The sequence below is a fragment of the Chryseobacterium wanjuense genome, assembly GCF_900111495.1.
GTDB classification, from domain to species: Bacteria; Bacteroidota; Bacteroidia; order Flavobacteriales; family Weeksellaceae; genus Chryseobacterium; species Chryseobacterium wanjuense.
In genome coordinates, this window is record NZ_FOIU01000001.1 from 1,616,342 (window position 1) to 1,641,560 (window position 25,219).

Consider the following 25,219-nt stretch of genomic DNA (forward strand, 5'->3'; position numbering starts at 1 on the left):
GAAAATTATTGTGTTCTTCTCAGCTCAACTTTATCAATACTTAAGCTGTTAACTGTCTTTCCTCCGCATTTTATTACTAGATAAACAGTTCCTGTGGTAGTTGCCGTGTAGATACCTCCATTTTTATCTCCGTTACATCCAATTGTAGAAACTCTTCCTTTAAAAGCAGATTTTCCACATCCGTCCCACGTGTTGATGTTTCTGTAAACAGCTCCACTTACGTCCTGTCCTGAAACCGGAATACTGTTTAGCATGTAAACTTCAAACCATGTATCTTCCAAAGCTGTATCTGACGATGCTACCATATCGATAGCATATTTTTGTCCCGCAACAACGTTTACTGCCTGATAAATAGCCTGTTGATTGCTGCCAGATGCAACAATCGTAGCTTTGCCATTAGCAAAAACCCATTGTGCACCAGAAGGACTGATGGTATGGATAGTCCACTTAGCAATATCATCCGCAGAATCAAATCTTCCTCCCTGAATAATATTTCCCGCCACAGGATCATCTGTAGGAACAGTAATTGTTTCCGTTCCTGTACCCGCTACAACACCACCTTTACCGATAGCTTGATGTTCAATGATATAAGTTCCTTTGTCCGGAAGGAAAATATCCTGGATGTTTTTTCCGATATTAAAGCCTTCGTCATCGATATTCCATTTTGTGGTAATATAATTGTTGGCATTTGTCGTTAATCTATATCTGTTTTCTGCTGTTTTAGCTACTTTAAAAGAACCGTCTACAGCGTCTTGAGAAAGACCGTTTCCATCTCCGTCAACGGTATCAGGAGTACAGCTTGCCAAAAAGAAAACTGAAGCACCTAGTAGAAGCGTTTTATTAATATATTTAGTTATCATTTTTATTTAATTAATAGTTAGGATTTTGTTTAAGAATTGTTCCTGTAAGCTCTGTGTAAGGAATTGGTAAAATCTCGTTCTTCCCTGCAATGAAGCCTCTTGATCCTAATTTTGCAGGAGCTTCTCCCCATCTTACAAGGTCAAACCATCTGTGTCCTTCTCCTGCCAGTTCTCTTCTTCTTTCATCTTTGATGGCCTGCATAGAAACCGGTATAGACGCTAATCCCACTCTGGTTCTTACTGCATCCAGCAACGCCTGAGCTCTTGATCCTGTACCGTTCAATGCTTCTGCTTCCATTAAATAGGTGTCTGCCAGTCTTATGTAGATATAATTTTGACGGTAATTTAATTCTGAGGCTCCCGGTAACGTTGTTACTTCATCTTTTGTTGGCATGTATTTATTCAGGAAATATCCTGAATCCATATAAGCAGGTGAATAGTCTGCTTTATTTTGCTGTTTAAGGACTTTTACATTTAAAATTGTAGCATCCATCCTTGGATCTCCCTGCATAAAATTATAAAGATCTGTTGTCACAGGATTAAATGCCCAACCTGCAACAACATCCGGTGCATCATCTGTTTTTTTGCTATATCCTCTTGGAGCAACCATGATATTAATAGAATTTCCTTCATCATTACCCTGTCCCCAGAAACTCCAGTCAGAATTTCCTTTATTGGTATGCATTACTTCAATAATTGATTCTGTAGTGAATTTGTTATCAGTAACCCAAAGACTTGCAAAATCACTTACAAGCTTATATCCGTATTGGCTGGTTCCTCCAGGAGTTCCGTTTACATCAGCAAATTGTGCCGCAGCTTCAGCTTTTTTATTTTCATATAAATAAACTTTACCAAGCAATGCTTTAGCAGCCCCCTGAGTTAATCTCCCTTTTTGGTCTCCTGAAACTGTCATTGGAAGTTTCGGAATTGCATCCAATAAGTCGGCTTCTATCTGAGTATATACTTCAGTTTTTGTAGCCTGTGGAATGTTGTAGTAATCATCTGTTGCTTTGATTTCTTTGAGAATTAAAGGAATATTTCCAAACATTCTCAATAACTCAAAATAATATAAAGCTCTTAAAGTTTTAGCTTCTCCCGTGAACCTGTTTTTTATAGCATCACTCATACTTGCCTGAGGGATTTTTTCTATCAAAATATTAGCTCTGGAAATTCCTTGGTAATAATCTCTCCAATAGCTCGCAGGCATTGTGTTGGGGTTTAGCTGATAATTTGACAACCCCTGAATTCCGGCACCATCTGTTGCGCTTCCTCCTCCTGCATAGAAATCATCCGATCCTGCATTGAAAAAAGTAACCATATTTTCAAAACCTCCTGCATATTTTCTCAACGGGTCGTAAGTTCCAACAAGGGCAAAGAAACATTCCTGCTCATTTCTGAAGAAATTGTTTGTATCGAATGCTCCAAGATTTTTTACGTCTTCAAGATTATCAGTATTACAGGCAATACTAATTAATCCTGTACCTAATAATAATGATGCGGCTATACTTATTTTAATTATTTTATTTTTCATTTTTAATCTTATTAGAATGTAACGTTAGCTCCAAAAAGGAAAGTTTTAGCTTGTGGATAATAGGCTCTGTCGATACCGAAGCTGTCTCCTGCAGCAATTTCAGGATCGTAACCTGTATATTTTGTAAATGTGAAAAGATTTTCACCTGTTACATAAAAACGTACTTTACTTACTCCAAAATTTTGTGTCATTGTTTGTGGAAGTGTGTAGCCTAACTGAACTAATTTAACTCTCACATAATCCCCTTTTTGTAAATAATAATCTGACATCCATGTGTAATTGTGGTTGGTATCATTAGTAGTTACTCTTGGAGTTGTATTGGAAGTACCTTCGCCTGTCCAACGATCAAGAATAGCTGTCTGATAGTTGGCATTCAGAATATCAAGACGTCTAAGACCTTGGAAAATTTTGTTTCCTGCCTGCCCTTGAGCAAAAACCATCAAATCCCAGTTTTTGTAATTTAAATTCACTGTCAATCCAAAAGTATATTTTGGTACAGAGTTTCCAAGATTCACCTTATCTGCATCACTGATTTTTCCGTCTCCGTTTGTATCCTGCCAAATAAAATCTCCCGGTTTTGCATCTGGAAGGATCATTTGTCCGTTTGCATTTCTATATGCATTTACCTGCTCTTGATTTTGGAAAATACCTAACGTTTTATATCCATAGAAAGATCCGTAAGATTCTCCCACCTGAATTCTTGAAACCGGTCCCATAGACTGGAAGCCTGGTCCGTCCAAATAATCACGTCCACGCTCAAGACTTGTAACGGTATTTTTAAGATAAGCAAAATTTCCATTTACAGAAACTCCAAAATCCGTCCAGCTTTTCTTGTAACCTAATTCTACTTCTACCCCTTCATTTTCCATATCTCCTATATTTGCCGTTGGAGCTACCGTTACCCCGACATATCCTGGAATCTGTATTTGTCTTAAGATATCTGAAGTTTTCTTTTTGTAATAATCAACAGTTAAGTTAAAATTATTCAGGAATCTGATGTCTGCTGCAACGTTTAGCTGGGAAGTTGATTCCCATTTCAAATCCGGATTCGCTAATGTGTTAGGAATATATCCAGGCATAATCACGTTACTTCCGTTTGTATAATTGGCACCCGGTACATAGAAACTTGCAAATAGGAAATCTCCGATACCATCATTTCCTAATACTCCGTATCCTCCGCGAAGTTTTAAAGTATTAATGATTTTATTTTCCGGCCAGAAATTTTCCTTATCCACATTCCATCCCACAGAAAATGCTGGGAAAGTACCCCAATGGTTTGCATTAGGAAACTTTGATGATCCGTCACGTCTGATTGTTCCTGTAAATAAATATTTGTTGGCATAGTCGTAAACAACTCTTCCGAAATAAGATGCTTTATGAGTATTTACATAATCCCAGGCATTTAAATTCTTTTGATCCTGTGGAATAAAATAGTTGAAAGAAGCGTCCTGATAGTTGCTGATTGGCAGATTGGTATGTGTTACCGTTTGTCCGAAGCCGATGTTATATTCATAATAACCCGTACCAGCTAAGATGTTTAAACTATGTTCTCCAAATTTCTTCTGCCAGTTGATTGTATTTTCTAAACTCCACTCCAGTTTTTGTTGTGTCGTTCTGCTTAAGCTGTTAAAATTTAAGTTACTGTAGTTTGGATTCAGATAAAAAAGTGGTGTAAAACTCTGATTTCCCCAATATGATTTTTTACCGTTGATTGAAGATTTAAATGTAAAATCTTTTAAAAATTTTACTTCTGCAAAAATATTAGCGATAAAATCATCAGACCATCCAGAATTTCCTAGTTGTGTATATCTAAAAGCCATTGGGTTTGACATTTCCTGACCAACCAATGTAGAAATACCATATGGATTTCCATAAGGATCTCTTACGATATTAGGATTTGAGTATGTGCTAGAATTAGCTAAGGCCGGATCTGTAACCACTATAGGCGTTGTAGGATCAAGATTCACCGCAGAACTTAACGGTCCTCCGAATTCCCCATTGGAGTTGATTCCCTGAGATTTTGTATGAGTATAAGCAAAAGTCTGGCCTACTGTTAACCAATCCGTTAGTTTGTGTGTTGAGTTTAAACGTCCTGTTAATCTTTTGTAATAAGAAATATCACTCATTACAATCCCCGTCTGGTCAAAATATCCAAAAGATCCGTAGAAAGTAGATTTTTCATTTCCTCCACTGATACTGATTTCATGATTGGATCTTTCTCCCGTTCCGAAGATTACATCCTGCCAATCAGTTCCCTTTCCTAAAGATTGCGGGTTTTGGAAAACAGGATTTTGCCCCCCGTTTACATAAGCCTCGTTTAGGATTGTTGCATATTGAGTTGCGTCCAAAAGGTCTAATTTTCTTGAAGCTCTTGCCGTACCGTAAGATCCATTGTAAGACAAATTAAGTCTTCCCTTTTTTCCTTTTTTAGTGGTTACCAAGATTACCCCTCTTGCTGCGGAAACACCGTAGATTGCAGAAGAAGCACCATCTTTCAATACTTCTATACTTTCTATATCCGACTGGTTTAGCCATCCGATACCATCCACTACAATTCCGTCCACTACCCATAAAGGGTCGTTATTGGAATAATAACTGGTGATACCTCTTACCCGAATTGTAGCCGAAGAACCAGGCTGTCCGGAATTGGTGATCACATTTACTCCTGCTGCTCTACCTTGCAATACCTGTTCCGGTTTACCCGCCGGAATGTTTTCTATATCGCTGGCTTTAATACTTGAGATCGCTCCCGTTACATTACTCTTCTTTTGAGTACCATAACCGATCATTACTACTTCCTCGATTTTCGTCTCTTTGGAAACAGTATCCTTCGTTGTGTTTTGGGCATTGAAATTCGCAGTAAAATAAAGCACTGCAACCATTCCCAAACTTCTAGATATTTTTACATTCATATACAGTTAGTTTTTTAATTCTCAAATTGAGACAATAAAAATATATTTTTTTTTAAATAATTAACATTTTATTAATAAATATTTTAATATTTCGTTTATTTTTGGGACTTCAAAGGCATAAATTTTATCTCTTAAACCGTAAATTTTTCTTAAAATTCATTAAAAACAATCCCCAAAATGACGACCAAGCATTACAATATTTCGCTTCCTTTAAAGCTCACTTTTCTTATTTTCTCTATGGTCTTAAACTGCATGGGTATTGTAATTCTGCAACTTTCGGAGGCAAAAATCACCTATGAAAAATTAGGATTTTTAGAATCTTTTAAGGATATTCCAATTGCTTTTATTTCACTTTTTGTCGTTAATTTTATCAGTAAGATCGGGGCAAAAAAAGCACTGATTCTGGCGTTAACAATTGTTGGCATTTGTTCACTTATTTTACCATTTGTTGAGGTATTTTGGTTTTACAAACTTTGGTTTGCGATTATCGGAACTTGTTTTGCCATCGGAAAAATCTGCGTTTTCGGAATTATACGGAATAATATTTCGGATGAAAAATCCCTTGCAAAGACCATGAATAATGTAGAAGCTTCATTCATGATCGGTATTTTTGTTGTGAATACAGGTTTTGGATGGCTTATTTCCAGCCAGTATTCTCAATTCTGGAAATTCGGATTTTTATCAATTTCTGTTCTTTCAGCAATAACCATATTTTTATTTTCCAGGTTAAATATTTCAGAACCGATAAAGGAAGAAAAAGTAAACATCATTGAAGATCTTTCAGGCTTTATCAACCCATTGGTTATCATATTCTTAGCCGTTATTTTTTCAATTGTTTTTGTAGAGCAGAGTTTTAATTCCTGGCTGCCTTCTTTTTATAAAAATCATTTAAAGGTCAATTCTTTTTTTGCTCTTCAGGCATCGTCATTTCTAGCGCTTTTCTCATACATAGGAAGAACGGTGACTGCCAATATCATTCAGCGGTTTTCTTTGTCGAAATATTATATTTTATGTCTGTCACTTATCATTTTCGTATTGATCATTATTGCCGGAATACAGTTTTTAGACATGGATAACTCAAAAATCCTACTCTATTTATTTCCTGTGATCGGATTGTTTTTATCTCCACTTTATCCTGTTATTAATTCAAAAATGATTGCTCAGATTGATAAAACGAAAGCCAATCTTTTCACGTCGTTAATCGTCATATTTTCGTCGTTGGGAAGCTCTGTCAGTTCGATTATCATGTCGATTTTGTTCGGAAACCAATTGCTAAGCTATTATTCTGTTTATATTTTACTCGCTGTAATTGTGTTATTTACGATAAGTTTAATTTATTTTAAACTTGCTGATAAAACATTTAGAAAATAATTTTATTTTTACTCCCATGAAAATCAAGAACGAAAAAAATAAAGAAACCCTTCAGGAACTCATTGATACAAAAGACTTTGTAGCACATGTCTCTGTCGATTGTACCATATTTGGTTTTCATAATAATATCCTGAAAGTACTGCTTTTAAAGTACCATGACCTGGATTTGTGGTCACTTCCCGGCGGTTTTGTCTTCAATGATGAAGATCTTAGGGAAGCCGCTGCACGTGTTTTGCATGAAAGAACACATCTTAAAGATATTTTTTTAAAACAATTCCATACATTCGGCAGAATTGACAGAACGGAGAATAATGTTCATCAAATTTTGTTAAATAATAAAGGAATTGAAGTTCCAAAAGATCACTGGATTTTCCAACGATTCATCACGGTCGGATATTGCAGTTTGATCGATTTTTCGATTGCAAATACTTTTCCGGACGCTTTCAACGAAACTTGCGAATGGTTTGAGGTCAATAAACTTCCGAAAATGGCCTTCGACCACGACAGAATTATAGAAACCGGACTGGAATATCTGAGAATGAACATCAATACGGAAGTGGCCGCGAGTAATCTCCTTCCTGAAAAATTTACTATGAAAGACCTTCAGTCGCTTTATGAAACTATTTTGGGGCAACAGTTCAGGAGAAATAATTTTCAACGTAAAATATTGAGTTTAAATATTTTGGAAAGACTTGAAAAGTTGTACGACGGCTCTGCCAACAAAGCTCCGTATTTGTATAAGTTCAAAAACAGAATTTACAATCCTACCAACCAGTACCCTATTTCAAACGAAGAAGAAAATTAATTTTTCTCTTATTTTGTTTAAAATTTTAATTTAAACTATTAAAAATCAATTAAAAAAAGACATTCAAAAAAAATTTCTCTGAAATACTGAAAAGTGTTACTTTTAGGAAAATTAAATTACAATGTCATATTATTCCCTTACTAGCATTCCCGATTACTACGGGATTGATGCTTTACTTACCGAAGAACACAAGCTTATCCGTCAGTCCATAAGAGAATGGGTGGAGAGTTTTGTCATGCCAAAGATCGATCAGGCAGCACAGAATCATACAGATTTGCCTGGTTTAATGAGAGAATTGGGAAAAATCGGAGCTTTAGGTCCGTATATCCCGGTTGAGTACGGCGGTTCAGGATTAGACCAGATTTCTTACGGTCTGATTATGCAGGAGCTGGAAAGAGGTGACTCTGCGGTACGTTCTGCGGCTTCTGTACAGAGTTCTTTGGTGATGTTCCCTATTAATGAATTTGGTTCTGAAGAGCAAAAAAGAAAATATTTACCAAAATTGGCGTCCGGCGAAATGATCGGTTCGTTCGGTCTTACGGAGCCTAATCACGGTTCAGATCCGGGTTCTATGGAGTCTAATTTTAAAGATATGGGAGATCATTATCTTCTAAATGGTGCCAAAATGTGGATCACCAATTCCCCACTTTGCGATATTGCCGTAGTTTGGGCGAAAAATGAAGAAGGAAAAGTGCAGGGACTGATCGTGGAAAGAGGTATGGAAGGTTTCACAACACCGGAAACGCACAATAAATGGAGCTTAAGAGCTTCAAAAACAGGAGAATTGGTGTTCAACAATGTAAAAGTTCCGAAAGAAAATTTACTTCCGGGAGTTTCAGGATTGAAAGGACCTTTATCTTGTTTAAATTCAGCGAGATATGGGATTTCTTGGGGTGTAATCGGTGCAGCGATCGATTGCTACTGTACTGCCGTTCAGTATTCTAAAGAAAGAAAACAGTTTGGAAAACCTATCGGATCTTACCAGCTTCAACAGAAAAAATTAGCAGAATTCTTAACTGAAATTACTAAGGCTCAGTTACTTTGCCTGCAGCTAGGAAATCTTAAAAACGACCATAAAGCAACTCCTGCCCAAATTTCAATGGCGAAAAGAAACAATGTAAAAATGGCTATTGATATTGCAAGAGAATCCCGTCAGATCCTTGGAGGAATGGGTATTATGGGCGAATTCCCGATGATGAGGCATGCTGCCAATCTGGAATCTGTGATCACTTACGAAGGAACTCATGATGTTCACTTATTGATTACAGGGATGGATATTACCGGAATTAATGCTTTTTAAGCTTAAAAAATAACAATAAAAAAGAGCTTGGCGTGATTGCTAAGCTCTTTTATTTTATTCATATTCAAATAATTAACTCAATTTGAATAACTTTTAATTTCTTCAATAAAATTAACATCTGGATTTAAAATTTCCTGGATCAGACTTTTTATAGATTTCATCGCATCATCGATATTTCCCTTTTCAAACTGTAGAGAAACCACCCCTTTTTTTGCTTCTGCAAAACTCCAGATTCCTGTTTCGATGGGAAGCCCCCAAAATTCCGGTAAGTTTTGAACAACGTATTGATAGATACATAATTGCAACGCCTGTTTCCTGTCACTGTTATGAAAATATTCATCAACGTTATTTTCGTCAATTTTTACGACAAGGTTTTTAATTTTTGCGGTTTTATAATCGATAATTCTCAGTGTTCCGTTCAATCTGTCAATCCTGTCGATGAATCCGAAGAAAGAAATTTTATCATTTTCATCGAGGTAAAAATCTACATTTTCGAAACGTTTTTCGATGTCGAGAATTTCTAATTTATTGCCTTTTTTTACCAATTCCAGATCATGATAAAGAATACTTTCAATCACTTTTTTGGCAATGGCTTTATGGATGAAGTTCATCCCTTTTTCATAAAATTCCGGCTGATGTTTTAGCTTCTCAATAGCAATTTCAATATATTGATCTATTGCTTTAATTGATTCTTTTAAATCATTTTCTTTTAATACTTTACCTTTTAATACTTCATAAATTTCTTGAAGTGTGTAATGCACTAAATTTCCGTAATTTTTAACGGATAATTCTTCTTCAATTTCATCACTTTCCGAAGTATTTAAAATCTTGGAAAGATAAAAATCTATCGGATTGTAAAGGTAACTCGTAAGGTGCGAAGCGGAAACTTTTTCTTTCCATTTCTGCAGTCTTTCCAAAACGATATCGGTCTTGGAAATTTCGATCGGCTGGATAATGATCGGCTCGGATGAGTTTTCAATAATAAGATGCTCGATCTGGTGAGAACTTTCCATCTCGATCTGGGTGATAAATCTACTCTTTTCCCCCGTATTCACCCCGGAACTCAATGCATTGAAGAGCAAATGAACGTTCTTAGCATCCTGTATCAAACGGTAAAAATGATAGGCATAAATACTGTCATTTTCCAGAAAAGTATGTAGATCAAAAAACTTCCTGATATCAAAAGGAATGTAGGTATTTTGCGAATTTCCGAGCGGCAGTTTTCCTTCATTTACCGACAGCATGATTACATTTTCAAAATTAAGCAAACGTGTTTCCAAAAGCCCCATAATCTGCAGTCCTTTCAACGGTTCTCCTTGGAAATCAATACTTTCAGAGTTGATATGTTGATTGATTAAAATTTCCAATGTTTCCATCTTAATTTCAAACTGATAAGGAGACAACTGGTTTTTAATCATCCTAAAGGCATTCTCGAAGTGAGAGACATTTTCATATTGAATATCATCGATTTCCAGCCATTTAATTTGTCTGCAAAATGCAATTAATGAATCCAGATATACATTCGTAGAATCTGCTTTCTGAAGCAAATGATAATAAGAAAGATTGTGTAAAAGCTCGTGAAGTAATTTTTTTGAGATATAAACAATATTTCTTTCTTCAATTTTAGATTTAAACTGATTGATAATCAATTCATCCTCAGCTGATTTCGGAAGCTCTTCAAGAATTGGAAAAATATCACGGTAATAGTAAGATGATTTATTTTTTTCTAATTGTTTCTGCAGATAAAAAAGCTGTTTAACAGCATTGGAAAACGAAAGATTCTTCAACGGAAACCCCATTGTAATATTCAGATTCTGAACACTGTACATGACATCCAGACTGGCAGGAAGCAGATTCTCATCGAGCAAAACCACTGCAGTATTCGAATAGGTTTTATTTTCAATTTCTTTGAAGATTTCCGGTAAAATTTTAGTCTGCGTAATATTTCCTGAAACCTCGTAAACTTTAATATTTTTTGGCTGATTGAAGTCGTCTTCTATCCATTCAAAAAAACGATGGTCATTAAATTCTTTCCATGTTTTATGATTCCTTAAAAATTTTCCGGCTTCCTGTCTTTCATCATCAAAATAATAACGGTCTGCCTGAAAAAAACATTGCCCTTTATCCCATTGCAAAAGGTTTCGTACGAGTTTTTCCTCAACCGGAGTAAAGGCATTGAAGCCACAAAAAACGAATAGTTCTTGGGTATTTTTAGCGAAATTTACAATTTCAGCTTTCGCTGTTTCGTGGATCATTCCTGACGTAGCCCAGTTTTTTTCCTTTAATTTTTGCTTTAAAACAGGAAGAAAAACATTCATGTTTTTCCAGAAATTAAGGAATTTTTTTCTTGGCACATCATCATCTTCGCCCAAATTCTGCGCCCAGTCTTTGATCCTTTCTTCGTCAAACATATACTGTAAAACGACCTGATCATTTTCAGAGAACTTTAAAATATCATCCCAATCCTTTTGTAAAGTGGGAAACCATTTCAGGAAATCGGCAAAATCATCATTGGGAATGAGATTGAGACTTTTATAAACATCGAAAGCAAAAAGCCATAAGGAAATCCCCTGAATAGGCTGTTTATCGGCAATATCGACAATCAGTTCCTCGATTGTAAAAAAGTTGGGAAGAAATCCTGAATAATTGTTTTCCTCTAAAATCTGCCTGATAAAAACAATGGGACGTTTTCCCGGCAAAACGATGTTAAACGCAGATAAATCCGTGTTTTGTGCTAATAATTCATGGATGATTTTATTGAGGAATTTCAAGACGTTTTATAGCTTTTATAATTTTCTAATTCTTCAGCAATAATACGATTATATTCTGATTGTTTTTCCTCCACCATTCCATTCTTTGTTTCGCCGTCATAAGCTCGTTGGAAATCCTGGTATTGTCTAAGGATTTTGCTATAAATACCTTTAAAATATTTGTCAAAATCGGAAGATGTCTTTATTTTTTCCGAAATTTCTTTTCTTAATTTTCTTGCAAAAATTTCAGCCGCATCAAAATGCTTCTGTTCATGCAACAAGACATAATCATTGATGCGCTTTGTATCTTTCCATGATTTGTCTTCATTGAAAACGGTTTGAACTTCAATTTTTATGGGAGCTTTCGGATTTGAAGATTTTTCATACGAATAGATCCACCCGCAATTGGTGTAAGCAACGACGTTATCCCCTCCTTTACGGTTTATTTTACTTTTAAAATTGTTCCAGTTTAATTTATTTCCCTCTTCCCAAAATATTTTCTGACCCAATAAAACATTGGAAACCAGAAAACAAGCTACAAAAATCCATTTCATTTATCTACTCAACTACAATTGTTTTGGTGATCCAGTTGCTGCCACCATTCCAGAATTTAAATGTATATGTACCAACCTGTTGCGGACTAAAGTTTATCTGGCCCGGCGCCGTATAACTTCCCTGTGCACACGGCCCGTTTGTGATGTATTTATAAGCCGTAACCGTTCTTGTGGAACTGTCGGTGTGAATGTAATCATATCCGTAAAAACCCTCACAATGAGACGGATACGTAGAATACGTCTTAATACTCTGAACGGTAAAAACATCCATGGTATCGTTCACTATCCTCACACTGTCGATCTTTACCTTATCTATAGATTCGATGGTCTGATAATCGTCATCGTCATTACATGAAGTAATAGATAATCCTAAAACCAGCGTCGAAAATCCAAAATATAAAAGCTTTTTCATAACAACAAAATTTTGATTATCAATAAATTTTTATGCAAAAATTATTCCTTAATTATGTTAAATTAAGAATTAAAATTACCTTTTGATACATAGACAACTTTCTTCGTATCAAAAAACTCTTCATCAAAATAGTTTTTAAGATTAAAAATTTCACATTTTATTCCGGCAAGCTCTTCTGCAAGGTCTCCCCCTTTTAAATATAAAATTCCGTTATGTTTGGGATTAAATTGTTCTTTTTCAAATTTGCCTTTCAACCATCTTAAGAATTCCGGCATCTGCGTCACTGCACGACTTACTACAAAATGGAATTTTTCCTTTAATTTTTCCGCTCTTCCATGAATGGCGGTTACGTTTTTCAAACCAACACCTTCTGCTACAGCATTTACCACACTTATTTTTTTACCAATGGAATCTATTAAAGTAAATGTCGATTCCGGAAACAAAATAGCCAGCGGAATTCCCGGAAAACCACCACCGGTTCCGATGTCCAGGACTCTTGTTCCGGGTTCAAATTCCATTACTTTTGCAATTCCCAAAGAGTGTAGAATATGTTTTTCATACAAAGATTCCATATCTTTTCTTGAAATCACATTGATTTTTTCGTTCCATTCTTGGTATAAATCCTCCAATTTATTGAACTGTTCAATCTGATTTTCTGTAAGATCCGGAAAGTATTTTAGTAGTAACGTTGTAGACATGCAAATTATTATAAAAAGCAAAAATAAGTTTTTATTTCAACTTTTTGAAGTAAAAAGCCGGAAGTTATTAATCTGCAAAAAGGCACTTCCAGCTTCCGGCTTCCGACTTCTATCAAAAAAAGCTTAACGTATGCACAAAAATTTCTCGGAGCATGGTTTTTTTATATATTTGTTCAAATGCAAAAAACTATATGAGCAAACTTTCAGATAGAGTAAAAAGACTTGGTTACTCACAAACTTTCGTGATGTCAAATAAGGCTAGAGAAATGAAAGCCAACGGAATAGACGTTATCAGTTTAACTTTGGGCGAGCCCGATTTCGATGTTCCTGATAATATTAAACAGGCGGCTTTCGATGCCATTAATCAAAACTACAGTCACTACTCTCCTGTTCCAGGGTTTTTAGAACTTCGTGAAGCCATCTCTTACAAGCTAAAAAGAGATAATAATTTAGAATACAAACCAACACAAATCTGTGTTTCAAACGGTGCAAAACAAGCTATTTTAAACGTTTTGGCGGCACTTCTCAACGATGGTGATGAAGTGATCCTTCCCAATCCGTATTGGGTAAGCTATGATGAAATGGTGAAAATGATGGGTGGAACTTCAGTGATGCTTCCAACTTCATATGTAACTGATTTTAAAGTAACTGCCGAACAATTAGAGGAAGCTATTACAGATAAAACCAAAGCAGTTCTGTTCAGCTCGCCATGTAACCCTTCCGGTGGATATTATACGTATGATGAATTAAAATCTTTGGCAAGAGTTATTGCTAAATATCCCCATGTAACGGTAATTTCAGACGAAATCTACGAATATATCAACTACGAAACGACAACTACTTCGATAGCCCAGTTTCCTGAAGTTTATGAGCAGACAGCCGTCATCAACGGAATGTCAAAGGCTTTTGCAATGACAGGATGGAGAATCGGATATTCTGCGTGCCCGGAATGGCTGGCAAAAGCGTGTGAAAAAATCCAGGGGCAAATGACCAGCGGAGCCAACACGATGGCCCAGAGAGCGTCAATTGTAGCGTTAAAAACCGATCCTTCGGAGTATAAATACATGATCGATGCCTTCAAAAAAAGAAGAGATCTTGTTTATGATTTGATTAAAGAAATTCCTGGATTTAAAGTGGTATTGCCAAAGGCAGCATTTTATTTCTTCCCGGATATTTCTCATTATATCGGTAAAACATTGGACGGAACAGAAATCAAAGATTCTGATGATTTCGCCATGTTTTTACTAGAAAAAGCTCACGTAGGCTGCGTTGGCGGAGTTTCTTTCGGAAGCCCCGAATGCATCAGATTTTCGTATGCGGCTTCTGAAGAAGATTTAATTGAAGCGATGAAAAGAATTAAAAATTTGTTGGATAAATTTAATTAGACAAAATTATTTTAACCACAAAAGCTTCAAAGATTTTTATTCAACTATCTTTTGAGGTTAACTTTTAAATTAGAATTAATAATTAAAAACACTGAATAAACATCAATTAAAATGAATTTTTTAAAAAAAATCACAATTGCTACAAGCATAGCGGCGGCGAGCTACTGCGGATATGCTTACGGACAGGATTTCCAATGGAAAGAAGCGACATCTAACGGCTATTCGTATAAATATGTAACGAACGACCCTACTTCAGCAAGATATTATACTTTAAAAAACGGCCTAACGGTTATTTTAAGTCCGACAAAAAAAGATCCTAGAATCCAGACTTTTATTGCTACAAAGGCAGGAAGTAAAACCGATCCGTCGGATCATACAGGTCTTGCGCACTACCTTGAACATATGCTTTTCAAAGGTACGGATCAGTTCGGATCGAAGGATTGGGCAAAAGAAAAACCGCTTTTGGATCAGATCGATGCCCTTTACGAAAAATATAATCAGACGAAAGATGAAGCCAAAAGAAAAGAAATTTACAAGGAAATCGATAAAATTTCCGGTGAAGCTTCAAAATACGCCATCGCTAACGAATACGACAAAATGATGTCGGGAATGGGCGCAGATGGAACCAATGCTTTCACTTCTTTCGAACAGACAGTTTATACGGAAGATATTCCTGCCAATGTAGCGGATAAATTTTTGACGGTTCAGGCAGAAAGATTCAGACAGCCGATCCTGAGACTTTTCCATACGGAACTGGAAGCGGTTTATGAAGAAAAAAACAGAGGTCTTGATAATGATCCTAGAAAAGTATACGAAGCCATGTTTGCGGCAATTTTCCCCAATAACAATTATGGAAAACAGACCACAATCGGGACAGTTGAACATTTGAAAAACCCTTCATTAAAGGCGATCAGAGAATATTTCAACAATTATTATGTGCCTAACAATATGGGTATCATTATGTCCGGAGATTTCAATCCTGATGAGATGATTGCTAAAATTGATAAGGCATTTTCTTATATGAAATCTAAGCCGGTGCCTGAATATAAAGTAGGAACCGAAGCACCGATCACGGCTCCTATTATCAGGGAAGTTTATGGCCCAAATCCGGAAAATATCACCATCGGATTCAGGTTTCCGGGTGCAACGACGAAGGATGCAAGAATGCTGAACTTCATTGGAAGTATGCTCACCAACGGACAGGCCGGATTGATCGATTTAGATTTAATTAAAAAACAAAAATTACTGAGTGCTTATGCTTTTCCGTATGTTTTAAAAGATTATTCGGTGCTTTTGCTGCAGGGGAATCCAACGGAAGGGCAGTCTTTGGATGATGTGAAAACATTATTGCTTCAGGAAATTGATAAATTGAGAAAAGGAGAATTTTCTGATGACCTTTTGCAGTCGATTGTAAATAACGAGAAGAAAAACGTTATCCAGAAATACGAAAAATATAATTCCAGAGCAGAATCGCTGATGGATGAATTTACTTCTGATGTTGATCATAAAACGCAACTGGCCTACATCGATGAAATCTCGAAGATAACGAAGAAAGACATCATGGATTTTGCTTCCAAATACCTTCTGGATAATAATTACGTAGCAGTTTACAAGAGAAAAGGTGAAGATAAAAACATTGTAAAAGTTGATAAACCCGCCATTACTCCGGTTTCCGTAAACAGAGAAGACCAATCACCGTTCCTGAAAAAAGTAAATGAAATGCCTGAATCTCCGATTGCTCCCGTTTGGCTGGACTATAATAAAGATATTGCTAAAAATAAATTAGGAAGCGTAGATGTGCTTTCTGTAAAAAATACAGACAATTCTTTATTCAGACTATATTATTACTTCGATTCAGGAAAATGGAATAATAAAATTCTTCCTTTGGCTGCAGAATATCTGCAATATTTAGGAACAAAAAATAAATCTTCGGAAGACATCAGCAAAGAATTTTACAAACTTGCTTCCAGCTTCAATGTAAGCGCAGGAAACGAAGAAACATATGTTACTTTGGAAGGTTTAAATGAAAATTTTGATAAAACAGTAGCTTTATTTGAAGATTTAATTAAAAACTGTCAGCCCGATCAAAAAGCTTTGGATGCTTATAAAACAAGAGTGAAAAAATCTAGAGCCAATGCAAAGCAGAATAAAGGCACCATTATGACCGGATTAAGAAGCTATGCACAGTATGGCCCTCAAAATCCTTTCAATAACACCTTCAGTGATGCTGAGCTGGACGCTTTGAAAGCTGAGGATCTGGTGAATGTACTGCATGATTTGTTTAATTTTAAACATAAAGTCCTTTATTACGGTCCGAAATCAGGAAACGAGGTAACAGCTTCTTTGACACCGATTCATAAAGTTTCGAATTCATTGAAAGATATGCCGAAATCTAAAACTTTCACGCAGATCCCGACTGATAAGAACAAAGTTTTGTTTGCTCATTACGACATGGTGCAGGCGGAGATTTTCTGGGTGAGAAACGGTGATCCTTACAACGTAAATACAACGCCGACGGTAAGTTTATTTAACAATTATTTCGGTGGCGGAATGGGTTCTGTGGTATTCCAGACGATCAGAGAGTCTAAGGCTTTGGCGTATTCTACGTATTCTTATTTCTCTCTTCCGAGCAAGAAAGAGGATAAAGATATGATCATGGCTTACGTCGGAACTCAAGCGGATAAGTTCAATGAATCTACTGTTGCGATGAACGAGCTTTTAACTACGCTTCCGAAATCTGATCAATTGTTTGAAACGGCAAAAAGCGGATTGAAGAAATCTATCGCTTCCGAGAGAATTACCCAGGACGGAATTATTTTCTCTTATCTAAGAGCACAAAAGCTTGGAAATAATACAGATATCAGGAAAAATGTTTACGAACAGGCGCCTAAATTATCTTTCACAGACATTAATAACTTCCATGATAAGGAAATGAAAGGTAAAAATTATACATACTGCCTTGTCGCTTCGCAAGATAAAGTAAGCGAAGCCGATATGAAGAAACTCGGCGAGGTGAAAAAACTTAATCTGACTGAGATATTCGGTTACTAAAATAAACTAAAAGCCCTGAATTCAGGGCTTTTTTATGTCTATCAAGATCAAAAACAATTATAGATTTTATTTATCAATATCAACTTGTTCGATAGACGAAATAGTTTTATATTTGCATCAGAAAAATTTAAATATAAAAACGAGAAAATTATGTCTTTAGTAGGAAAAAAATTCCCGAATGTAACAGTAGATGCAATGTCTGAAATGGGTGATGATCTTAGAATCAACATCTTTGAAGAAGCTACAACAAACCAACAAAAAGTTCTTTTGTTCTGGTATCCAAAAGATTTCACTTTCGTATGTCCGACTGAGCTTCACGCTTTTCAGGAGGCTTTAGGTGAATTTGAAAAAAGAAACACGAAAGTAATCGGTGCTTCTTGCGATACAAACGAAGTACATTTCGCTTGGTTGAACGTATCAAAGGACAATGGAGGTATCGAAGGTGTTACTTACCCGCTTTTGGCTGATACCCACAGACAATTGGCAAACATATTGGGAATTGTTGATCAGGATTTCGAATACAATGAAGAAGGTGAAGAGGTTTTCACAGGTTCAAACGTTACGTACAGAGCAACCTATTTGGTTGACGAAACAGGAAAAATTTTCCACGAGTCTGTAAACGATATGCCTTTGGGAAGAAACGTAAAAGAATATTTAAGATTAATCGACGCTTATACTCATGTTCAGAAGCACGGTGAAGTTTGCCCTGCAAACTGGGAAGAAGGAAAAGAAGCTATGAAAGCTGACAGAAATTCTACTGCTGAATATTTAGCGAAAAACTAATTTTTTAATCTAACAATGTAACAATCTAACAGTATAACAATTTTAAAAGCATTTTTTGAATTGTTAAATTGATAAATTTTTAGATTGTTACATTGTTTATTTTTTATTCTAAAAAATAAATTTATGTATACAGAATTAACAGAAGATACGCTGCAAAATATTGTAAACGATAATGAAAAAGTTGTAGTTCAGTATGGTGCAACATGGTGTGGGAATTGCAGAATTATGAAGCCGAAATTCAAGAAATTGGCATCTGAAAACGATGGTATTCCTTTCCTGTACGTAGATGCAGAAAAGTTACCGGAAAGCAGAAAATTAGCTAAAGTAGACAACTTACCAACTTTCGCGATTTTCAAAAACGGTGAATTGGTGAATCAGGTTCAGACGAATCAGGCTGAAAGTTTAATTAATTTATTTAATGAATTATAATGAAGTTACCCGTAATCAGACAGTTTTATCAAAATCAGACTCCTGAAAACCTTGAAAAAACGCTTGAAGTTTTAGAAAGCTTCTGCGAGTTCAGAGGAACAAGCGAAGAGGATTTAAATGTTGCAGGAGAATTAATTACCAATATCTGCGGAGCGCTTGAAGTGCACGCCAACGTACAAAACGGAATGAGTGAAAAGGATGCCTTAAACTCATTTGCTCAAAAGGTTTTAGGATCGATTGACAAATAATGTTTAAACACTAATTTCCACGAATACTTTCACGAATTGCACAAATCTTATTATTTAAAATTGTGTTATTTGTGTTTAAACAACCAAAAATAAAATCCCGATGAAAAGACATCAGGATTTTTTGGGTTTATAAAATGAATTATAAAATTTCGATTCACTCATCATTTATAATTCATGACTTATTACTAAATTTAGTTTCTTCTGCTCATCAAAATACTCAAGATATACCAGAACAAAAGCATAATCGAAGCAAACAGCTGTAAAGAAGCACCTACATACTGATTCGTACTGTAAGAATCTTTCAGCTTACTTGTTTGATATAAAATAGTTGCAGAAGCCAGGATCACCATTCCTACCGAGAACCAAAGCCCAAGGTTGAAACCGAAAATCATTCCGGCAACGATTAATCCCAAAGAAATAAATCCTCCGATAATAATAATATTTCTAAGGAAAGAAAAATCTCTTTTTGAAGTGAAAGCTACCGCAGAGATCCCTGCAAACATCGCAATAGTAAGCATTGCAGCCTGATAAATCACCTGCGCTCCGGAATATACCACCGCAATGTAGATTAACGGAAGGAAAATCACCGCCTCAAGCAAAACGTAAAACGCCAAGCCGAAATATTGTATTTGTTTGCTCTGTGAAAGCGACCATTTCGTGGCTAAAATCGAAGCCAGCCAAAATACCCCGATAATCAATAACCATGCGAATCTCTGGGCAAACATGGCGATAATCAATCTTTCAGGAACAATTTTTAACAAAATTGTCTCAACACCGATAAATGCTAAGATCGATAAAGCAACGTGTAAATACGTCTTCTTGTAAAAGCTCGCCTTTTCTACATCCGAAGAATGAGCGACTAAAACATCTGTCATCATAATTGTTTAATTTTACTTTAAATATATTAATAATTATTCAATTTTTTTAACTGGCTTAATCCCTAAAATTTTTCCGTTCTCTTCAAAAAGAACAGTGATAATTTCGTTTGGCGGGAAATCGTCTTCTACATATTTGTATTGAAGCATCGGATATTGATTACCATCGTTTATTATTTGATAGCCAGTCATAAAGATTTCTACTTTTTTCTCAAAATGAGTATTTTTAATTAAATTTTTAAGGACTTCATCTGTTGTAGAACTTCTAATCTTTTCGGAAAGAAAGTTTCGAACTTCATTAAAATCAGATGTTTTGAGTTTATCAATAAATTTTAAAAATTCATCATTAAATAATTTTATTTTTTCTTCACTTAAAATATCTTTTTCATTTTCATCTCCATTGGTGACATACAATCGTATTTTGTGAGTAGGCGTTGTTGTTACCATTCCATTCTTTTCATAATATTCTGATAATATTATATAAGAATTTATTTTTAAATTTTTATTGATTTCCCAATTGTCACTTCTTTCAAGCCCATCTTCTGCATTAAGTAATTCTAATTTTTCTAAATTTCCTTTCTGAATACTTTTACCATATTTCTTAGAAACTTCATCTACAAGTTGATAATATTTTTTGATCATTGCTTTATTAAAGCTTAATGTTTTTTTTACATTATCTCCTTTATCAAAATTATAAACATCCCATTCATAAAGGATTTCTGAAATTGTAGAATCTTTTTTATTAGGTGTATAAAAAACCAGCAGATTGGGAATGTCTTTTTCTTTTCGTTCAAAAATTACAGGTTGAAGAACTTCTCCTGAAGAAATATGTTCTTCATCAGTTTTATAGATTTTACTTCCAAGTTTATTTTCTAATTGAACAAAATAGTCTAATTTTTTCCCTTGAATATCTGCTTGAATAATATTTTGTGATAAATAAAATTGACTTATTAGAAGAAAACCTAAAATTTTCACTTTCATTTGTGTTTTAATATTCTTAATAATAAATAATAAAAATTACTCATTACCTATTACTCATAATTTATTTACTATACTCCGGCTTCACCCCAAGAATCTTCCCGTCATTTTCAAAAATCACCGTAATAATATCTCTCGGCGGATTGGATGAGTCATCAACATATTTATACTGAATTCCGGGATACGTCTCGTTATCTAGTAATTTCTGATAACCGGATTTGTACACTTCCGTTTTTCTTTCAAAACTGATGCCACCGGACAATTGTTGAATAACATTTTCTGTCACCACATCTTTCACTTTGTCCGACAGCAAGTTACTGATTGCCTGTCGGTCTGAAGCCTTCAGTGCAGCAACAAATTTTGAAAATGATTGATTATACAGATCGATTTTATCCTTACTCAGCTCGGAAGTGAATTCTATTTTCTTGCTTTCAACAATTCTCACATTTCCTTTTTGTTGAGAAAACCCCAATTGAAAGGCTGCGACAGCAAATATCAGAAGTAATTTTTTCATGCTAAATTTTATGATTGTTGAAGCAAGATACGAAGAATTATATTACCGATAAAAATTTCATCGTATCCACATTATCAGCATAAACATCTAAACCGGGGTTTTGAGCTTCTCCCAATTTCACAGAGTTTAATCCCAGTTCTTCCTTCGCCACAACACATTGAATATTTTCTTCATTTTCGGCAATAAAGTTTTTCACTTCATCCAAAGACGAATATCTGCTAAAATTAATTACAGAAAGCGGACTGAAAAGTTTTTCATCTTCTTTCATCATAACAAAATTATTATCCCAGAATTTTTCCTGATTTAAAAGATAAACTGCCCTGTTGTACTCATAATTGTTGGCATATTTATTATGATTGATAATATCCTGGTAATTTAAAAAGTTTTCAAATAACTTGTCAATTACAAAATCCTGCGGAATAAACAATCTGGTTACATTTCTACAGCCTAAACCAAAATACTGGAAAATATCTTTCGCCAAAAGCTGCAATTCTTCTGTCGTTTCATCACCTTTCAATACAGCGATCGATGTTCTGTTTTTTCTGATGATGTTTAAATGATTTTTAAAGTAATATTCCAGATATCTCGCCGTATTATTACTTCCCGTTGCAATCACAGCATCGAAGTTTTCCAATCTTTCAACAAACTCAAACTCAACCTGATTGTCAGAAAATTCCTTCCATTTTTTTAATAAAAACGGGATCATATACCGGTCTTTTGAAGATAATTTGATCACCGGAATATGATTGCTCAATACCACAGACATCACATCATGAAATCCCACCAATGGAATATTTCCGGCCAGGATCAGCCCTACTCTTTTTGAGATTTTCGAGATGGAATATTCTTTAATCCAGTTATTTATGTTTTCCTCTGTCAACAGATCTGCCCACTGTTGCAAAGCAAATTTCTGATTTTCAAGAGTAAACCACGGATTTTCAATTTCCGATTTCTTCAACAAAAGCTCAAAATCAGAATCATTTTCACTATAATTTTCCGGATTCTTTGCTAAAAACTCTTTTATATAATCACTAAGTCTTGTAAGTCCTAAAACTTGATTTTCGATATTCATAATTACTGTAAAATTGGGGAATATTTTGTAATTTTGTGCAAATTTAAAAAAAATTAGCGATGGCTATTAAAATAACTGATGAATGCATTAATTGTGGAGCCTGCGAACCGGAATGTCCAAATAATGCAATTTATGAAGGAGCAGTAGATTGGAAAGCTTCAGAAGGAACTGAACTTAAAGGTACGGTGACACTCACGTCAGGCCTGACAGTAGATGCAGATGCACCACAGGAACCTGTAAGTGATGATGTTTATTTTATCGTTACCGACAAATGTACCGAGTGCAAAGGTTTCCATGAGGAGCCACAGTGTGCGGCAGTTTGCCCTGTCGATTGCTGTGTGCCAGATGAAGATCATGTAGAATCGGAAGAAGCACTGCTTAATAAAAAAGCATTCTTACACGGAGAATAAAAAACTGCCGTCTCATTCACCATGAGACGGTTTTTTATATACAAAAACACAAAAAATCTTAATAAGAAACTAAAAATAAAGCTGTAAAGTGAAAAACTTTCACAGCAAACCAAAAAAAATAAAAATATGAGCAAAAAGCACAACTTTAGCGCAGGACCATGCATTTTACCTCAGGAAGTATTCGAAAAATCGGCACAGGCGATTTTGGATTTCAACGGAATCGGACTTTCGCTTCTTGAAATTTCACACAGAAGTAAGGATTTTGTTGCCGTAATGGACGAAGCACGTGCAATTGTAAAAAGATTAATGAATCTTGGTGACGACTATGAAGTCTTATATTTAGGAGGTGGTGCCAGCTTGCAGTTTGCGATGGTTCCTTACAATTTGCTTAAAGTGGGCGGAAAAGCTGCTTATCTTGACACAGGAACCTGGGCAGCCGGAGCTATTAAAGAAGCAAAAAAATTAGGAACAGTAGACGTTGTAGGCTCATCAAAAGAAGAAAACTACTCTTTTATCCCGAAAGGTTATACAGTGGGTTCAGAATACGATTATTTTCACTGTACGTCCAATAATACCATCTACGGAACTCAAATGAAGTCTTTCCCGGAAGTGGATACTTTAATGGTTTGTGACATGAGTTCTGATATCTTCTCAAGACAGCTTGATTTTTCAAAATTTGATTTGATCTACGCCGGAGCTCAGAAAAATATGGGGCCTGCAGGAGTCACTTTAGTAGTTGTAAAAAAAGAAATTCTTGGAAAAACAGGAAGAGAAAATATGCTTTCAATGCTTGACTATTCTCAACATATTGCTAAAGAATCGATGTACAACACGCCGCCGGTTTTCCCTGTTTATGCGTCTTTACTGACGTTACAACATTTGGAAAACAATGGTGGAATTGCCGCTGCTGAAGGAAGAAATGAAGCAAAAGCAAAACTTTTATACGACGAAATCGACAGCAATCCATTGTTTGAAACATTCTGTGTGAAAGAAGATCGTTCGTTAATGAATGTTTCTTTCAAATTAATAGACGAAAGCAAAAAAGAAGAATTCGACAACGCATGGAAAGCTGCAGGAATCAGCGGGCTGAACGGACACAGAAGTTTGGGCGGTTACAGAGCAAGTTTATACAATGCTCTACCGATTGAAAGTGTACAGGTCTTGGTGGATGTCATGAAGTCAATTAAGTAATTTAAAGATTTAAAAATCAAACATTTAAAGATTATTGAGTATTATTTTAAATTTTCTTAATTTGCGCAACTATTTAAATTTTTAAATAACGCAGTCTTTAAATTTTTAAATTAAATAAAAAACCATGAAAGTTTTAGCTAACGACGGAATTTCGAAAGCGGGAGAACAGGCATTGAAAGATGCAGGAATTGAAGTGCTGGACAACAGAGTTGCACAGGATCATGTGATTAATTTCATAAACGAAAACAATGTAGACGTTCTTCTGGTAAGAAGTGCTACAAAGGTAAAACAGGATGTGATTGATGCTTGCCCAAGCTTGAAAATTATCGGAAGAGGAGGCATCGGAATGGATAATATCGATGTAGAATATGCAAAAAGTAAAGGGATTAAAGTCATCAATACCCCGACTGCATCTTCAAAATCGGTGGCCGAATTGGTTTTCGGACATTTCTTTTCTCTGGCAAGATTCCTTCACGAATCCAACAGATTGATGCCATTGGAAGGAGAAACCCATTTCAATGCCATGAAAAAATCGTTCAGCAAAGCGTACGAACTTTCAGGGAAAACGTTAGGAGTTATCGGGTTTGGAAGTATCGGTCAGGAAGTGGTGAAGATGGGAATTGCTTTAGGAATGAAGGTTAAAGTGTTAACAAGAAAACCTAAAACGGAAGTTCTTACGTTAAGTTTTTTCGACGGACAGTCGGTGAACTTTGAGATTACTTCCACCAATGATATGGATGCTTTCCTGAAGGATGCAGATTTTATCAGTATTAATACTCCGAAAACGAACGAATATATCATAGACACGCCTCAGTTTGAGAAAATGAAAGATGGAGTCTATATTGTAAATACTGCAAGAGGTGGAGTCATCAATGAAGTTGCTCTGATTGATTTTATAGAATCGGAAAAAGTAGCGGGAGCCGCACTGGATGTTTTTGAAAAAGAACCTAATCCGGAAGTACTTATACTTATGAATCCTGCCCTGTCACTTTCTCCGCACGTCGGAGGAAATACGGTGGATGCGCAGGAGAAAATAGGAGTCGAACTTGCAGAACAAATTATTAAGCTTAAAAAAGAAACTATACAATAA

22 protein-coding genes are annotated in these 25,219 nt (G+C 35.5%); 11 read left to right on the plus strand and 11 right to left on the minus strand.

Translation table 11 applies throughout. The features are described from left to right. Positions 1-5 precede the first annotated feature (5 nt). From BMX24_RS07425 to BMX24_RS07435, 3 genes are read right to left on the minus strand one after another with little or no spacing between them, the layout of a single operon-like run. Complete coding sequence (locus tag BMX24_RS07425) at positions 6-860, minus strand: hypothetical protein (RefSeq protein WP_089791403.1); 855 nt, start codon at positions 858-860, stop codon at positions 6-8. A 10-nt stretch (positions 861-870) separates the two neighbouring features. Further along, positions 871-2,391: a RagB/SusD family nutrient uptake outer membrane protein gene (locus BMX24_RS07430; protein WP_089791404.1), complete on the minus strand. Its 1,521-nt coding sequence runs from the start codon at positions 2,389-2,391 to the stop codon at positions 871-873. 11 nt (positions 2,392-2,402) lie between these two features. Then, the gene (locus tag BMX24_RS07435) at positions 2,403-5,303 is read right to left on the minus strand and encodes a SusC/RagA family TonB-linked outer membrane protein (protein WP_089791405.1); all 2,901 of its coding nucleotides are present in this window, start codon (positions 5,301-5,303) and stop codon (positions 2,403-2,405) included. A 177-nt stretch (positions 5,304-5,480) separates the two neighbouring features. Here BMX24_RS07435 and BMX24_RS07440 point away from each other — a divergent pair, with 177 nt between their 5' ends. From BMX24_RS07440 to BMX24_RS07450, 3 genes are all read left to right on the plus strand, one after another. Next, positions 5,481-6,674 carry an MFS transporter gene (locus BMX24_RS07440; RefSeq protein WP_228404717.1) on the plus strand — a complete coding sequence of 398 codons (1,194 nt, stop codon included), beginning with the start codon at positions 5,481-5,483 and terminating at the stop codon, positions 6,672-6,674. A gap of 16 nt (positions 6,675-6,690) precedes the next feature. After that, positions 6,691-7,479 carry an NUDIX hydrolase gene (locus BMX24_RS07445; RefSeq protein WP_089792809.1) on the plus strand — a complete coding sequence of 263 codons (789 nt, stop codon included), beginning with the start codon at positions 6,691-6,693 and terminating at the stop codon, positions 7,477-7,479. Between the two features lie 121 nt (positions 7,480-7,600). Then, positions 7,601-8,779, plus strand: coding sequence for an acyl-CoA dehydrogenase family protein (locus tag BMX24_RS07450; RefSeq protein WP_089791407.1), 1,179 nt, complete (start codon positions 7,601-7,603; stop codon positions 8,777-8,779). A gap of 77 nt (positions 8,780-8,856) precedes the next feature. Here the strand turns inward: BMX24_RS07450 and BMX24_RS07455 are convergent, their stop codons facing one another. The 4 genes from BMX24_RS07455 to rsmG form a co-directional block, all read right to left on the minus strand. Continuing rightward, entirely contained in the window at positions 8,857-11,550 is a 2,694-nt protein-coding gene (locus BMX24_RS07455; RefSeq protein ID WP_089791408.1) for a PD-(D/E)XK nuclease family protein, read from the minus strand. After that, on the minus strand, positions 11,547-12,083 hold the full coding sequence (locus BMX24_RS07460) for a DUF922 domain-containing protein (RefSeq protein WP_089791409.1): 537 nt from the start codon (positions 12,081-12,083) through the stop codon (positions 11,547-11,549). The genes BMX24_RS07455 and BMX24_RS07460 overlap by 4 nt, the downstream gene beginning before the upstream one ends. Positions 12,084-12,087: 4 nt before the next feature. Then, on the minus strand, positions 12,088-12,495 hold the full coding sequence (locus tag BMX24_RS07465; protein ID WP_089791410.1) for a hypothetical protein: 408 nt from the start codon (positions 12,493-12,495) through the stop codon (positions 12,088-12,090). Positions 12,496-12,557: 62 nt separating this feature from the next. Further along, positions 12,558-13,193, minus strand: a complete 636-nt coding sequence (gene rsmG, locus BMX24_RS07470; RefSeq protein ID WP_089791411.1) for a 16S rRNA (guanine(527)-N(7))-methyltransferase RsmG — start codon at positions 13,191-13,193, stop codon at positions 12,558-12,560. A 191-nt stretch (positions 13,194-13,384) separates the two neighbouring features. On the opposite strand from rsmG, the gene BMX24_RS07475 reads away from it, so the two are divergent. The 5 genes from BMX24_RS07475 to BMX24_RS07495 all read left to right on the plus strand — a co-directional run bounded on the left by BMX24_RS07475 (position 13,385) and on the right by BMX24_RS07495 (position 19,089). Continuing rightward, the gene (locus tag BMX24_RS07475) at positions 13,385-14,578 is read left to right on the plus strand and encodes a pyridoxal phosphate-dependent aminotransferase (RefSeq protein WP_089791412.1); all 1,194 of its coding nucleotides are present in this window, start codon (positions 13,385-13,387) and stop codon (positions 14,576-14,578) included. A 111-nt stretch (positions 14,579-14,689) separates the two neighbouring features. Further along, positions 14,690-17,629: a M16 family metallopeptidase gene (locus BMX24_RS07480; RefSeq protein WP_089791413.1), complete on the plus strand. Its 2,940-nt coding sequence runs from the start codon at positions 14,690-14,692 to the stop codon at positions 17,627-17,629. 150 nt (positions 17,630-17,779) lie between these two features. Next, positions 17,780-18,412: a peroxiredoxin gene (locus BMX24_RS07485; protein ID WP_089791414.1), complete on the plus strand. Its 633-nt coding sequence runs from the start codon at positions 17,780-17,782 to the stop codon at positions 18,410-18,412. Between the two features lie 123 nt (positions 18,413-18,535). Then, on the plus strand, positions 18,536-18,841 hold the full coding sequence (locus tag BMX24_RS07490; protein WP_089791415.1) for a thioredoxin family protein: 306 nt from the start codon (positions 18,536-18,538) through the stop codon (positions 18,839-18,841). Beyond that, positions 18,841-19,089 carry a DUF6952 family protein gene (locus BMX24_RS07495; RefSeq protein ID WP_002980002.1) on the plus strand — a complete coding sequence of 83 codons (249 nt, stop codon included), beginning with the start codon at positions 18,841-18,843 and terminating at the stop codon, positions 19,087-19,089. The genes BMX24_RS07490 and BMX24_RS07495 overlap by 1 nt, the downstream gene beginning before the upstream one ends. A 191-nt stretch (positions 19,090-19,280) precedes the next feature. Here BMX24_RS07495 and BMX24_RS07500 read toward each other — a convergent pair whose 3' ends face one another. The 4 genes from BMX24_RS07500 to BMX24_RS07515 form a co-directional block, all read right to left on the minus strand. Next, positions 19,281-19,967: a Bax inhibitor-1/YccA family protein gene (locus tag BMX24_RS07500; protein ID WP_089791416.1), complete on the minus strand. Its 687-nt coding sequence runs from the start codon at positions 19,965-19,967 to the stop codon at positions 19,281-19,283. A gap of 33 nt (positions 19,968-20,000) precedes the next feature. Beyond that, positions 20,001-20,945, minus strand: a complete 945-nt coding sequence (locus BMX24_RS07505) for a hypothetical protein (RefSeq protein ID WP_089791417.1) — start codon at positions 20,943-20,945, stop codon at positions 20,001-20,003. Between the two features lie 61 nt (positions 20,946-21,006). Continuing rightward, entirely contained in the window at positions 21,007-21,456 is a 450-nt protein-coding gene (locus tag BMX24_RS07510; RefSeq protein ID WP_089791418.1) for a hypothetical protein, read from the minus strand. A gap of 37 nt (positions 21,457-21,493) precedes the next feature. After that, complete coding sequence (locus BMX24_RS07515) at positions 21,494-22,528, minus strand: acyl-CoA reductase (protein WP_089791419.1); 1,035 nt, start codon at positions 22,526-22,528, stop codon at positions 21,494-21,496. Positions 22,529-22,587: 59 nt separating this feature from the next. Here BMX24_RS07515 and BMX24_RS07520 point away from each other — a divergent pair, with 59 nt between their 5' ends. From BMX24_RS07520 to BMX24_RS07530, 3 genes are all read left to right on the plus strand, one after another. Next, a complete protein-coding gene (locus BMX24_RS07520) occupies positions 22,588-22,938 on the plus strand; it encodes a 4Fe-4S binding protein (protein ID WP_029292947.1) in 351 nt (116 codons plus the stop codon). A 126-nt stretch (positions 22,939-23,064) separates the two neighbouring features. Then, positions 23,065-24,129 (plus strand): 3-phosphoserine/phosphohydroxythreonine transaminase, encoded by a 1,065-nt coding sequence (gene serC / locus BMX24_RS07525; RefSeq protein WP_089791420.1) that lies wholly within the window; start codon positions 23,065-23,067, stop codon positions 24,127-24,129. Between the two features lie 124 nt (positions 24,130-24,253). Then, positions 24,254-25,219, plus strand: coding sequence for a D-2-hydroxyacid dehydrogenase (locus BMX24_RS07530; protein ID WP_089791421.1), 966 nt, complete (start codon positions 24,254-24,256; stop codon positions 25,217-25,219).